General features: G+C 43.1%; 8 protein-coding genes and 1 pseudogene. 1 reads left to right on the forward strand and 8 read right to left on the reverse strand.

Translation table 11 applies throughout. The features are described from left to right. Nucleotides 1–498: 498 nt before the first annotated feature. On the reverse strand, nucleotides 499–1,323 hold the full coding sequence (locus EJP82_RS23475) for a helix-turn-helix transcriptional regulator (RefSeq protein ID WP_127194504.1): 825 nt from the start codon (nucleotides 1,321–1,323) through the stop codon (nucleotides 499–501). A 116-nt stretch (nucleotides 1,324–1,439) separates the two neighbouring features. Between EJP82_RS23475 and lacZ the strand changes: the two genes are divergently transcribed. Then, complete coding sequence (gene lacZ / locus EJP82_RS23480; protein WP_127194505.1) at nucleotides 1,440–4,559, forward strand: beta-galactosidase, LacZ type; 3,120 nt, start codon at nucleotides 1,440–1,442, stop codon at nucleotides 4,557–4,559. 158 nt (nucleotides 4,560–4,717) lie between these two features. Here lacZ and EJP82_RS23485 read toward each other — a convergent pair whose 3' ends face one another. The 7 genes and pseudogenes from EJP82_RS23485 to EJP82_RS23515 all read right to left on the reverse strand — a co-directional run bounded on the left by EJP82_RS23485 (nucleotide 4,718) and on the right by EJP82_RS23515 (nucleotide 14,836). Further along, nucleotides 4,718–5,662 carry a metallophosphoesterase family protein gene (locus tag EJP82_RS23485; RefSeq protein ID WP_127194506.1) on the reverse strand — a complete coding sequence of 315 codons (945 nt, stop codon included), beginning with the start codon at nucleotides 5,660–5,662 and terminating at the stop codon, nucleotides 4,718–4,720. Between the two features lie 193 nt (nucleotides 5,663–5,855). Then, the gene (locus tag EJP82_RS23490) at nucleotides 5,856–8,492 is read right to left on the reverse strand and encodes a winged helix-turn-helix domain-containing protein (protein ID WP_127194507.1); all 2,637 of its coding nucleotides are present in this window, start codon (nucleotides 8,490–8,492) and stop codon (nucleotides 5,856–5,858) included. A gap of 99 nt (nucleotides 8,493–8,591) precedes the next feature. Next, the gene (locus EJP82_RS23495) at nucleotides 8,592–9,449 is read right to left on the reverse strand and encodes a metallophosphoesterase (RefSeq protein ID WP_246054405.1); all 858 of its coding nucleotides are present in this window, start codon (nucleotides 9,447–9,449) and stop codon (nucleotides 8,592–8,594) included. Between the two features lie 235 nt (nucleotides 9,450–9,684). Then, a pseudogene (locus tag EJP82_RS23500) lies at nucleotides 9,685–10,989 on the reverse strand (alkaline phosphatase family protein). After that, complete coding sequence (locus tag EJP82_RS23505; protein WP_127194508.1) at nucleotides 10,986–12,245, reverse strand: MFS transporter; 1,260 nt, start codon at nucleotides 12,243–12,245, stop codon at nucleotides 10,986–10,988. Before EJP82_RS23505 ends, EJP82_RS23500 begins: the two are co-directional and overlap by 4 nt. 100 nt (nucleotides 12,246–12,345) lie before the next feature. After that, the gene (locus EJP82_RS23510) at nucleotides 12,346–13,959 is read right to left on the reverse strand and encodes a hypothetical protein (protein ID WP_127194509.1); all 1,614 of its coding nucleotides are present in this window, start codon (nucleotides 13,957–13,959) and stop codon (nucleotides 12,346–12,348) included. A gap of 1 nt (nucleotide 13,960) precedes the next feature. Then, entirely contained in the window at nucleotides 13,961–14,836 is an 876-nt protein-coding gene (locus tag EJP82_RS23515) for an ABC transporter ATP-binding protein (RefSeq protein WP_127194510.1), read from the reverse strand. Between the last annotated feature and the right edge of the window lie 176 nt (nucleotides 14,837–15,012).

Genomic DNA, 15,012 nt, shown 5'->3' on the forward strand with positions numbered 1-15,012 from the left:
TCAAAACTAAGATCGGTGATTGACAAAATAAAGCAGGAAGTAACGTTACTTTTTGGAGGATGTTACCATCGCTGTTAAATGAGAATATCCTGAATAAACAATTGTAGTGGTTGAAATTCTCATTTAAAGGCGAACGCTTCACTTGTCCACATTCCTCCAAAACTTCACTGATGCATTAGTTCTTGTCAAACACCGATTTCAGAGATGAACCACAAACAGTATAACGATCCAGCGGAATCATATGCTGCGTTCACCTAAAAGGTTTGCCTAAATTTTAACATTCGAAACAGGCTAATCAGTGCTTGTTAATAGTTGAATTATATATAGATCATAGCGAAGAGGACGGAATTGTCCTGAAGAAGCGTAGCGTTCGCCTTTGCCTCCGAATTTTTACCGCTATTGCGATATAATCAAACAAATTTGGAGGCAACAGCGATCGTAAGGATAATCCGTCCGCGTAGCGGTCATTGATCTACGTTATTTATTTTATCAAGCACCTTACTTCAATCCATGTAATTGTTTGAACTGTTCAGGAGACATCCCAGTATATCGCTTAAATTGTGCGCTGAAATAACTTGGATGGTCAAATCCTACCATTTGACCAATCTCCTGAATCCTTTTGCCGCTTTCCCTAAACATTAGAGCTTTGCTTAAATTTATTCGTTCTTGGTTCACATACACCATCGGCCTCATATTTAATATCTTTTTGAATAGCAGACACAAATACTGCGGTGTAATCATCGCGGTGTCTGCAAGTTCTTGCAATGATAACGGCCTATGGATGTTTGCTTCGATGTAGCTAAGAACTGGCGCAAGTCGATCTAGTTGGCGGTCAAGGGTGCCTGAATTCGTTAATTGCTGACTTAGATCAAGCAAAAAGGAATACAGCAATTTAGAGAATTCAATCCCTTGTGCTTCTTGTCTGGATTCAGCAATAGCCAACATCCCCCACAATTTTGATAGTAGAACTTCTCCATTCACTTGTCTTTCCCCCGAAGCTTGGATGCCACCATAAGCAAGCATACGCTCTGCCTCACGGCCATTAAATGATACCCAGACTAATTCCCATGGCGCTCTCAGCGGTCTATAGGTATGTGGAACTCCGGGATACAGAATAAAAGCCGATCCTGGACCAACCTTTATACGCCTCCCATCAACTAATAGCTCTCCCTCACCACTAATGATTTGATGATATTGAAAATCCGGGAATCCTTCGGTTCTCACCATCTCTTCCTGATGATCCCAATACCCCACTGTAGTTACATACACCGGCAACTGCGTAATCTGGTCATCAACCTTACCGAATATATATTTACTTTCCATAAGAACTCCGTTTCATATTGTGATAGTCACTTGAAAATTGTTGCATTTCTTTAGCAAAATTAGTTCTTTATAATGTGAATATAACACAATTACATTATAGAGCAGGAGTGCATTCAATGCGACAAAAGCTTGTTTATATACCCCCAGCTAATGGATATCCCGAGTGGGATAACAACCCTGAGTTATTTCAGGTAAACCGAATGGAAGCACACGCCACTTGGATCTCCTTTGATACCAAAGAGGAAGCATTCATTGGAGACTTCAAAGCTTCATCTAACTATTTATCATTAAATGGTCTATGGAAATTCGCCTATGCAGATACCCCAGATAAACGCATTCGTTCGTTTTATGAACAAGACTATGACTGCAGTTCTTGGGCTGAACTAACCGTCCCTTCCCATTGGCAATTACATGGTTACGATTATCCACAATACACAAATGTGAACTACCCGTGGAGTGAGCGAGAACCCGAGCTGAAACCACCATTTGCTCCTTCCAAATACAATCCGGTAGGCTCTTATGTACGGACCTTCACTGTTCCAGAAGGATGGGCGGAAAAACCCGTATTCATTAGTTTTCAAGGTGTCGAATCCGCTTTCTATGTTTGGGTCAACGGCGACTTAGTCGGTTACAGCGAAGATACATTTACTCCAGCGGAATTCGATATAACTCCTTATCTTACCCCAGGAGAGAATAAGTTAGCAGTTGAAGTCTACAAATGGTGTGATGCAAGCTGGCTGGAGGATCAGGATTTCTGGCGTCTTAGCGGTATTTTTAGAGATGTGTATTTATATACAGCGCCTGAGACACACATCTATGATTTCTTTGTTCGAACCGAACTAGATGATCAATACCGACATGCTGAACTGCAACTAGATGTGAAGCTCAAAGATTATTTCGCAAGAACAACGGAAGCAATCCATGTAGATGCCGAACTCTATGATCACAATCAGGACCCGGTGTTCGATAAGCCACTTTCACAAATTATTAACTTTAATGGTGCCTCAAACCAAACGTTTAGTCTGTCAGCATCTGTCTTAGATCCGTTAAAATGGAGTGCCGAACAACCAAATCTGTATACCTTAATCCTGTCACTGCGTAATGACAATGGTGATCTTCTCGAAGTAGTTCGCTGCCGTGTGGGTTTCCGGAAGTTTGAACTGAAAGACGGGTTAATGAAGATCAATGGGCAACGGATTGTTTTTAAAGGCGTTAATCGCCATGAATTTTCATGTGATACGGGCAGAGCGATTAGCGTGGATGACATGATACAAGACATACAATTAATGAAGGCTCACAACATCAATGCCGTTCGAACTTCACATTACCCGAATCAAACAACCTGGTATGAACTGTGTGATGAATATGGACTTTATGTCATTGATGAGACGAACCTGGAAACGCATGGATCATGGAGTTATGGACAGAAAGAACTAGGTGAACACACAGTTCCTGGTAGTAAACCTGAATGGCGCGACAATGTATTAGACCGGTGTAATTCAATGTTTCAGCGGGACAAAAACCACCCCTCGATTATCATCTGGTCACTCGGCAACGAATCGTTTGGTGGCGACAATTTTATTTCTATGTATGATTTCCTTAAGCAGGAGGATCCTACCCGGCTTGTCCATTACGAAGGTCAATTCCATTATCGCGAAAGTAGTGCAGCCTCTGATATCGAAAGTACGATGTACGTCAAACCGGTTGATGTGGAGAAATATGCCCTAAATGATCCCAAAAAACCTTACATTATATGCGAGTATAGTCATGCCATGGGTAACTCTTGTGGTGGCCTGCATCTGTATTGGGAGCTCTTTGAGAAATATGATATTTTACAAGGTGCGTTTATTTGGGACTGGATCGATCAAGCCATTCGTATTGAGCAAGCCGACGGAACTGTACAAATGGCTTACGGGGGAGACTTCGGTGAATCACCTCATGACGGGAATTTTTGCGGAAATGGCTTAATATTTGCTGACCACACCGTATCTCCGAAGCTTTATGAAGTGAAGAAATGCTACCAGAACGTCAAGTTCGAAGCAGTTGATATAGACAGTGGACATATCCGGGTAACTAACCGGAATCTATTCACGGATCTAGCAGAGCATGATCTAAAGTGGGAAGTAGCCTGCAATGGGCAAATAGTTCAAACTGGCGGGATAGATCTTACTGTACCAGCAGGAGATGTTGCTGAAATTACTGTTCCTTTCGTTCATGTTAATGAATCGACACCAGACGGTGAGTATGTTCTAACGCTCAGTGTGGTACTTAAAGAGCCTACTCTTTGGGCAGAAGTGGGTCATGAAGTGGCCTGGGAACAATTCGTCCTTCCTAATTCTAGGCATGAGGCTCTCCCTGCCCAGACAACAAGCAGTGATAGTGTTCATCTGAAGGAGCAGGCAGATCAGTTGATCGTTCAGGTTGCAGATGTCTGCTTACAATTCAATAAGTCAAACGGTTATCTATCCTCGATTCAGAACGAAGGCGAGGAGCTTCTACTTGAACCCGTACGTCCAAACTTCTGGCGTGCTGTTACGGATAACGATTTGGGTAACAAGCTTAACGAACGTTGCGCTGTTTGGAGAACGGTATGGGATACAAGCACACTCAACTCGTTTGAATGGCATAAAGATAGTGATGATGTTATCGTTCATGCCGAGTACTTATTGCATACCGTGCCTGTTTCCTCGCTTACATTGGAGTACAAAGTCGGTAGTAATGGATCCATCAACGTATTTGAAGAGTTTTCACCAGGTAAAGGGTTGCCTGAAATCCCCGAGATCGGGATGATGTTTGTGTTAAAAGATTCGCTCAACACCGTATCGTGGTATGGGCGTGGTCCTCATGAAAACTACTGGGATCGCAAAACAGGAGCACGTCTTGGTTATTTCTCTGGGCGTATCCAAGATCAATTTGTTCCTTACATCCGGCCCCAAGAATGCGGCAACAAGACGGATGTTCGCTATGCCAGCATCACGCAAGGGACGAATGGATCTGGCATCCGTATTGAAGGTGACCCAGTACTTGAACTTAATGCCCTTCCATGGACACCAGAGGAACTAGAAGCTCACGATCATGTATATAAACTGCCTGCTAGTAATAAAACGGTAGTAAGAGTGAACTACAAACAAATGGGTGTAGGTGGAGACGATAGCTGGAATGCACCAACGCATGAAGAGTTCACCCTACCAGCGGATAAAACTTATGGATTCCACTTTACGTTTCGCACAATTTAAACAAAAAAATCTCTCGCGTAATGGTTAGATGAAAGCACAGCCACAAGAATAGCCACAAGTTTGAGCTGCAGCCAATCTGTTAGACTTTTCTAACAATGGAGATGCAGTTCACTTGTGGCTACTCTTTTAATTTGATCACAAATCCTAACTCTTATAGATTACGGATGGTTACTCTCTACAGGTAAATGCGCAGGTTGCTCTTGTATGATCGTTCCGTCAATTAGATGTAACCAAGACTCGAACGCTCTCGATCCCTCCTGCAGTTCAATCACTCTTGCACCGATAGGAATGTCCGAATCCCATAGTATATAGCTCGATGATCTTCCATAACAAAGACGAATTCCATGTAACTCCCCCCAGTAATCATTGCCATGATCATGCCCAGCAAAGGTTCCCATGACATCACCCATCTCAACCATTGCGGTAAAGAGACCGCTGTTCACGCGAGGGGAGCTAACCTCATCTCTCTTTTCCCCATAACAAACGGCTGTGTTCCACACTTCTTGATACTCAGGTAAAGGAATATGTAAGAACGCTAGTGCAGGAACAGGTAGCCCGCCATTATCATCCTTGAGGTCCATCGATTGAGATACGTACCAATCTATTTGATCTCTATGGATCCAATCATATCCATTAATATGAGGGAGAGGTGAATAGCTACCACTATCCAAAAAGTATAGGGCTGCTGCTGATCTATCACCACTGCTATCCAACAACTTTAATATATAATTTCCTACACCGCTGACATGTTCTGCAGTACGTTCAGCGACACAATAGGCATGACTTAATTGTATATCCATCAAATGTTCTCTGCTTATACCCCCTTCTGAGTCATGATTACCGAAAATAGCAACCCATGGGACATTAAGCTCTTCAGGAGTCGCTACTACATTTCGGAATGACACTTCGGGATCCTTACAGCCTAAGCTCCCAATAACGTCGCCTGCAAACACAACAAGGTCGGGTTGCTCAGCAAGGATCACGTCTGACATCATCTTTGCGGTTCGTTCGTTAAGTTTACCTGCTTCATCCATGTACTCCGTATCAGAAAACTGTACAATTTTAAATCTACCATTGCGATTAAAGCTTAATAATCTGTTCAATTACTTCACGCTCCAACATAGTAGAATGACATTTCATGGATCAAAGGCTAGCACCCGAATTTGTAACGGTTAGAATGAGATGCCTCATTGGTCCACTCCTGATTATTGTACGTGCATTGTGCCACGGTGGCTATAGGGTTCTCGCGACAAAAAAAGAGAACCGCTCGAAAGCAGTTCTCTAACTCGCACACTATTATTCGGTTAATAACTCTTTCATTCTTGCTACAGCTTGCACACGACTACTAACTTCTAGTTTCTGATAAAGGTTATGTATATAGCGTTTGACCGTCCCTGGAGCAATAAAGAGTTGTTCGGCAATTTCACTGTTCGATCGTCCTTCCGTGATCAAGAGCATAATCTGCTTCTCCCGCTCGGTCAAAGAAACCAAAGCTATATTGTCATCTTTGCGACCAGCCGCTCGCTTCTGTCTTACACTCGAGGTAGTCAAGCTGAACGCTTGAAGCAGACGTTCCACATAGAGGCTTAACTCTTCCTCATCTAATCGCTTCTCCTTCAACCACCAGCTTAACAAGCGTAGCAGTGGTTTGCCTTCGTCTAGGAAAATACGGACATATCCTTCTGGCTCCGCTAGCTTTAATGCCTGATCCATTCTATCAACTGCAAGTGAATGCTGCCTTAGAGCATGATGACACAGTCCCATCAGGAGCAGTATCTCGATCTGACTGCCCAGACGATCCGCCCGCTTGGCTTCGATTAATAACACGGTTAACCACCGAATAGCTTCTTCTTGCTGATGATTGGCCATTAGAACACGTGCGAGTGTCACATGCTCGTACTCTCTCTGAACACTGGATTTATCCATAACCTGTAAATGACGTAACTGAATCCACTGTAGACCTGCATCCACGTCTCCTCTTGTCAGCTTGATCCGAACAAGCCTGGCCTCAAGCAACAACTGCCAATACGGTGAATGTACAGCCTCCATATCACTTATGGCTCCTGTTATCGTCTGCTCTGCTTCCAATAGATGACCTTCAGCCTGATAGATCTTGGATTGCAATATGTACCCTGGAGTCATCACACCCAGATTAGGCTCGATAGCGTTCGCAGACACGCCTTGGTCCAGTGCGATTATCGCTTCATCTAACCGATTCCATTCATAATTCAGATCGGCAAGAAACACAAAACCATGTCCTTGCAACGTAGCGTGGATGATAGCTCTTCGTTCTTCGGAAGTTGAGACCAGCGAAATCAAATTAGCCATTTTCTTCAATCTTCCACCAAACCCAATTGGTCCGCGATAAAGCAGTGCTTCACCTAAATTAACAACATGTACAATCGAAGGAAACCGCAGTAATCCCTCTCGGTTGACATCCAGTGCTTGGATAAACGAAGCTACATCCCCCTGATAGAAATCGAGTGATGCACCATATAATCCCATCCGCATCTGAACCTCCTTCATTACCTCGGGAGTAAAAGTAGAAGCTTCTATAGTAAGAATCTGTTCGACACGTTCTAGGAAACGTCTAGCATCTGCAATATGCCCTGATCTTGCCATGGTTCCCGCTTGAAAATAGAATAAATCAGGGCGATGGATAATGTTCAGAAGTGGCGTCTGCCCCAGCCATAACTTAAGCCTCGATTCCTCTCCTTGTGTGATGATCGCGGAGAAATTCCGTTCCATCATATGCGCGGCTATCTCATGGTCACCGCTAGTTAGTGCATGCTGGATCGCCTCCATAAACATGCCTTGGCTCTCATACCAGTGATAGGCTCTACGATGCAACTCAGCGATTTCCTCAGCATTACATTTATGTTGTAATCTTTCCCTCAGCATGTCAGCAAAAAGATGATGATACCTAAACCAGACCCGCGTATCATCCAAGGGTATAAGAAACATTTGGGAGCTCTCAAGAGTATGAACTAATTCTGATGAATGAGGGTTTCCTGTAACTGCTTCAGCAAGCAACGCACTAAATCGATCCAATATAGAAGTTTGCAATAATAAAGACTGAAGCTGTTCCGATTGCCTTAGCAGCACTTCATCCATCAAGTAGTCAAGCACATAGCGATGATTACCAGCGAACGATTGGATAAAAGAGGCATGATCACTTCTTCCAGACATGGATAAGAAAGCAAGGATCAGACCTGCTGCCCATCCTTCCGTCTTCTCTTCCAATAAGACAAGATCTTCCAAAGAGAGCGCGTGACCCAGTGACTTGTGTTCCAGTAGTTGAATCTCATTCCTTGTGAACCGTAAATCCAAGCTATCTAGTTGCATCAATTGCGAACGAACTCTTAAGCGTGATAATGGAAAAGAAGCAGGAGGAAGATTTCTGCTCATTAAGATCAGATGAATATGAAGAGGGAGATGTTCAAGAAGAAAGCAAATACTATCATGAATATCTAAATTATCAATCACATGATAATCGTCTAGCACTAGAACCAGTTCATACGATAGTTGATTCAATTCATGCAACATAAACGAAACCATCGCTTCCACAGATGCACCGCGGGAGGATTGATAAAAGTAATCTGCCCTTCTTGCAAAACCAGGTGAACACTTATCAACCGCAGCTGCGATATAAGTCCAGAATCGGTTAAAATCATTATCTACGGATTCCAAAGAAACCCAACATGCTTTGAGATTACACTGAGTGACCCAACTGCTAACAAGAGTCGTCTTGCCAGATCCCGCTGGAGCAGTAACGAGTGTCAACCTGAACCTTACACTCTCATTTAGCTGCTCCATCAACCGAGGCCTTGGCACATAATGGCTGTTAACCGATGGAAATGAGATTTTGGAAGTTAAAATGAGTGGTCTCATATGAATAACTTTATCCATATTTAATTGTCGATTATTATCCATAAACTAACCTGCTCTCTATGAAAAAAGGCACATTTTTATGAGTAATTCGACATTTATTGCCAAACCCCTTTTTGATTCGTCCTATTTTTTCATGTTTCATTAAGTGACCGACACCTTGTAAGCATCGACATTGAGCACAGTCCCTTTGATAGTCAATGTGGCATTGTAATAACCCCGAACACCATTTGGCTTGCATTTATAATCACCAGAACACCCACATACAAAGAATTTAGTCTTGGTATATCCGGGATAAATGTTACTAAGCTTCCGATAAAATTTATGCCCATGATGTGTGAAAATGGCCAGCACCTTATCTCTCACTTTTACAGGAATGGCCGTAAAAAACTTACTAGTCTCCGCCCCACTCAACACATGACTAGGATCAACCGTAATCCCGCTCACTTTCAAAGGCCAATGGAAATCAATAATATAATAATGCTGATCATCCAAATTTTTTAACAAGCTTATACTAGCTGGAGTGAACTTTCCAAGTGCACAATCAAGCCATACATACTTCACCTTAGCCTGCGTTCCCGGAAAATTCATTTGTCCGGCAACAGCTCCTAAATATTTTGTAAATAAGGGCTGAGTACTTGCCTCCCAATTGCCTATGGATGCTTTATAAGGGATGCTCCCAAGCGTGCTTGTAACTGCATCCTTAAAATCCTTATAGTAGGCATCTGCGTTATTCCCATGATTAGCTCCCGCTTGTGTGTTATCCCCCCCGAAAATTACAAACTTTTTGTTCCCGCTGCTCACAGCTTTGGGCAGAAGGTTTCTAAAGATGCTTGAACTGTTGCCATACCCCACATGACTATCACCAATAACCGCAAATCCGATGGTTTTGGCTGTTACTTTCGGACTCAAGCTGCGTTTGGGTTTGCGCTTGGGTTGAAGTTGAGATTTAAGTCTCGCTAGAAGGCCCCGCTTCCTCCCATGAACTACCTGCCTTTTCACATGAACCACCTCTTTGTAATAGATTAAGTACACCTAGTGTTATTTATATTCGATACGGTTGGGTAACTCTTGGACCGCTCCGAGAGAATGTAGATTAATCGAGAACAATAGACCCCTCACCTCCTTCAAGGTAAACAAATAACGCGCTGACGAGAGAATGGTTATCTCCTCTCGTCAGCGCGTTATTTAGTAAACCAAGTTTAGCGCTAGTAACTATGATTTCGCACAGCTTGTTTTAGTAAATGAAAATCTCATCTAAAGGCGTTCCGTCACAATGATTAAAATCAATCCCTAAAATTTTTGCTATCGTAGGGGCTATATCTACCATTTCAATATCCCCGATGTGATAGCCATTTTTAACCTTATCTCCGGAGACAACCACGTTGCATCTATAATCGTCTTTATCAGGAGAATAGCCATGAGTCGCATATTTAACGCCTTGCTTGTCCAAATCGACAATCGTTGGTTCATCCATGCTCTCATCGAAACAATAACCTCGCTTAGCTTCAAGCATATACTTTGTTGTTTGGCCCACATGAAAATGATCCAGTTCATCTCTAGCATATATTTTTTCTATTCCAAAAGAGTCATCGTTCATATACTCCCCAATAACAGCTAATGCTGATTGTTCAGCTTCTTCATCACCCTGTTTGATATGCAGGTAAGCCGATCCTCCCCCACATTGAAAATAAGCTCTCCACTTCATTTCGCCGTTATCTTCATAGATCAGACCTTTTTCCTGCAAAAGATTGTTCAAATGTACTTTGTATCTAACATTGAACTGTCCATGATCACCCAAAACCAAATAAATCGTATCATCTTTTATACCTGCTTCATCGACTGCCTGCATAATATCGCCTAGCCTTTTATCCATACGTGTGACTACCTGCATTACTTCGTCGCTGTCAGTCCCATAAGCGTGCTTGGTATCATCCAGATCAATCATATGCATCATGAGCAGATTAGGCTTTTTGCGCTTAATCGTTTCTATAGCACAATTTGTTGTGAAGTCATCCAGATAGGGCTGCTCAATCCCTTTTCGAACTCGTCCGTATTTCAGCTCCATCTCGATACAGTATAAGGGACTACCACTTTTCAATATCTTCAGTGCCTGATTTTCGTTATTTTAGGCTCTGATTTCAGGTATATTGTATTTGATTGAGGATTTACCTGATACCGGCCATAGGATTCCGGCTGTGCTCAGGTTATGTTCGCGCGCAGCATCATAAATCGTGGGCACCTTTATATCATTTCTAAACCAGAACCAGCTTTGCTCCTCTTCCTTAACAAACGGCTGAAGCGGATTATTGTGATGTATGCCATGTTTATCCGGATATACACCGGTTGCTATTGTAGTGTGCACCACATAAGTGAGCGTGGGATACACACTTTTCAATTTATTGCTATGCGCTCCGTTGTTAATTAATTTCGATAAGTTTGGAAGACGGCTTGCCATTTCCCATTGGTCTTCTGAAAAGGCATCGTATGAGATGACGATCAGATGTTTGGCCATTGCCGTTTGTTCTGTAATTGATTTCATAAGGTTACCCCTTGTCTATCATCAAGTTCAGGCTGCTCTTTAGGTAAAGTTATAAATACGAAAAATCCAGCGATAAATAATGGAATAATTGCTAAAATACTAAATTTTGCATTGCCTGTTAAGGTTGTTGTTAAAGACATCACAGCAGGACCAACAATCGCCGCGAACTTGCCAAAGATATTGTAAAAGCCAAAGAATTCATTCGAATTTTCTTTAGGAATAATCTTCGCATAATAGGATCTACTGAGCGCCTGAATTCCGCCCTGAGCAGATCCAATTAATACACCCAGAATAAATATATGCCAAACTGAAGTGATAAAATAAGCAGCGATACAGGAAATGATGTATGTAAAAATGCCCACGATGATCATCGTTCTAGCTGAGTATTTTTTGGCGAGATTACCGTAAAGGATTGCACAAGGAAAAGCAACGATCTGGATGACTAATAAAATTCCCAGTAAGCTGAAGGTGTCCAAGGCATCCGTACCCAAAACTGATGTGGCATATGGAACCACCATTTTAATGATCGTATCTACCCCATCTATATAAAGAAAGTAGGCAATTAAAAAAACAAATACCACTTTATGCTGTCTGACATTCTTGAATGTGTCTCCCAGTCTTTTAAAGCTATTAATAATCGGTTTTGGTTCAGGTTCAATGTAAAATCTCTGCTGCACATCCTTGATCATAGGCATGGTCAACAATCCCCACCAAAGGGCAGTGATTATAAATCCAATCTGATAACCGATCGATTTATCCATCCCCATAAATAGAATCAATAGTAGACTGATACCAAATGGAATGACGCTGGCGATATATCCAAAAGCAAAGCCTTTTGAGGATACCTTATCCATCCTTTCATCAGTGGTTATATCCACGAGAAAGGAGTCATAAAAAATATTAGCTCCAGCAAAACCTATGACTGACAGGATATAGAATACAATCAATAACTGCCACTGTCCACTCGCAGGTGCAACGAACGCCAGTGAAGCTGTAGCCAGTACGCCGATCAAAGAGAAAAATACGAAGAAGCGCTTTTTCTTATCCTTATAATCTGCCATCGTCCCTAAAATCGGACTAAGAATAGCCACCAGAATACTTGCAATCGAATTAAAATACCCCAAATCCATGCTGTTGTTTACATTCGAAAACATCCCGAATACGATAGGCAGTAAAGCAGTTGTAACCGCCATGGAATAGGCCGAATTGCCGCAGTCATATAAAATCCATGATTTTTCCTCTTTGCTTAGTTTCATCTAACAGCCACCTTTTCACCTAGTTGTTACTGTTATATCACTTATGCATAAGAGGCGTGTTAAATTAATGTTAAACTACATATCGACACTCAAACTATCCTTATAAAGCTTGCCACCGCTTTCTCGACATATAGGCAAGTAATAGCGCACCAATACCTATTAGAATATAAATAAAACTCATACTCCAGGCATTCAATCCGACACCAGCTACCCACGAGTCTTCCGTTGTCCGCACTTCGCCCATAAAATTTAGAAAAGGCATTTTGTTAAATGGACCCAGATACCAGATGATCATGTACAGCACTTCAAAGGTTCGATTCGTCTTCGTCAGTACACCAGAGGCTAGAGCTAAGCTTGGGATCAAAATAACACCCGCCACCCAATACGCCAAAGCTTCCACATTCCCCTCCAAAATGAACCGTATGGCCATGCCGCTCCCTGTTAGACAGGTCAGCATGACAGCGGAAACCCATACTGCTGATAACTGCCTTATGACGAATCGGGGAGTCGAAGCAACTAGATCATATGTCTGATGGCGTGCTTCTCGACTTCCTATGCCCGACCATAACATCAGCGGCCAAATCCAAGCTATCGGTCCTATCATCCCCTGTGAGGTAGATGATGCAGGCAAAAGGATGCAGAGAATGATTAAAATGCTTGTTATCCCGAACCAAACCATAGAAGCACCGCTCATCATCAAGCGCCATTCTGCAAACACCAAAGCTAGGAAGGACTTGCGGACTTTCACCGGAGTAAGATCAGCAACTTGAATGCTTTGGAACGATTCCCCCTTATCATTATCGATCAAATCGGCGACCGCAGGATCCCTAACTACTTGCTGACTGCTTCCACTCTCTTTCTTTACCTTGATTGAATCCTCCTTAAAGCCACGAAACAACAAGGTTGCCCCCATAATGACTAAGAAGGCCAGAATGAAATACAAGGCTCGTTGTTGCATGATTGCTGCTGTCCATTCTACGCCTTGCCATTCGAACAGCTCTAGTGGTTGCTCTAGAACGAGAATCCCAATACTATAGGAACCCGTAAAGTCCGGGTGAATCGACACAACCTCATTCATCATATCTGACGTAATGATTTCCGTTCCAAATGCCGAAAAGCTAGAGCTAGTACCGATAATTATATACAGGAAAAAATAGAGTACATTCCCTAGCCCTCCTTGCAGAACTGGCCTTGTTTCGAACAACACGGCTAAGGCAGCAACGACAGCCATGACAGGCAACGCCATGAATACAAATGGAGACAGCAATTGCCACAGCTCAACTTGCATCACCTCTCCCCTTACCACCTGCATGATCAGAGCGACGATTAAGATAAAGAATACGATAATCGATAGAACAGCGAAGTTGCTGAGCGCCTTCCCGAGTAAGTAGTGGAATTTTTTCACCGAGGTCGATGCGATGATTTGCCCGACTCGGGTCCGTTCGTCCCTTAGAATGCTGTTCTTCACCAAATAGAATCCAAACAAACTGAGGAATAAGGTCGTGGAGAGGGCGACGGCTCCACCTACCCAGGCTGAATTATAGATCCCCCGATATTTGTCAAAATAAAGCGTTACGAATCCAGCATCCGCGGGAGGTACGAAGAAATAAGCAACCAGCATGGTGATGCCCAGTGTGACTAAAAAGGAATATTGTCTGATTCTTTCGAGAAGATCAGCACGGGCAATATGATAGATCGTACGAATGCCATTCATCCTAGACCTCCCCCTGCTTCATCCTGATGTAGAGATAGGCATCTTCAAGAGTGGGATTCGCTTCTATCGCTTCAGGTAGTGGCGGAACATCCGAGACGATACGAAGCTGCAAGCCATTATCCTGCCTTATTGTACCGCTGATTGTCCATTTGGCCCGGGCATTCTGAATCTCTTCATCCGGAATGATCACGGACCAGACCTTTCCTCGAACACTGCGTAAGAGACTAGCTGGATCGGAGTGAGCCAGCAGTCTTCCTTCGGATAGAATAGCAATCTGATCTGCGGTCGCTTCAATATCTGATAGGATGTGTGTGGAGAAAACGATGATTCGATCCCCAGATAAATCTGTCAGCAAGCTGCGAAACCTTACACGCTCTTCCGGGTCTAGTCCAACAGTTGGCTCGTCGATAACCAGCAATCGCGGATCATTAAGAAGAGCCTGAGCAATGCCAATCCGTTGGCGCATACCACCGGAAAAGCTGCCGATTGAACGCTTCAGCGCATGATGTAAGTTCAGAAGCTCCAAAAGCTCCATGATTCGCTTCTTCGTCTGGCGTCCACCCAAGCCTTTTAAAGCTGCTGCATATTCCAAAAATTCGATAGGGTTTAAGTGAGGATACACACCAAAATCCTGTGGCAGATAACCAAGCATCTGCCGCAGTTCATCGGGTTCTTTCCTAATATCGATCCCATTCCAGGTAACTGTTCCAGTCGTTGGTTGCGATATGGTCGCAAGAATACGCATAAGTGTTGATTTGCCAGCGCCATTAGGACCTAGCAAGCCCACTATTCCTTTTTTCATATGTAGATTCATTTCCCGTAACGCCCAGACGTCACCTTTATATTGTTTACTCACTTGTTTAATCTCCAGCTGCATGTCCTTTCCCCCTCATTCTCTATGTACTATAAGAGGTTGTTCAAAAAGTCCGCTTTTGATCACGAAGTGTCTCAAGAAGCTGATTCGGCATCGAATCTTGAATTCAGCCGGGCCTTCCGGTGCTCACGTACCCACTACGTACGTTCCGCTCCTCTGTCCCTATCTTCATCCAAGCT

Origin of the sequence: Paenibacillus anaericanus, from assembly GCF_003994475.1 — a bacterium.
Classification (GTDB): Bacteria; Bacillota; Bacilli; order Paenibacillales; family Paenibacillaceae; genus Fontibacillus; species Fontibacillus anaericanus.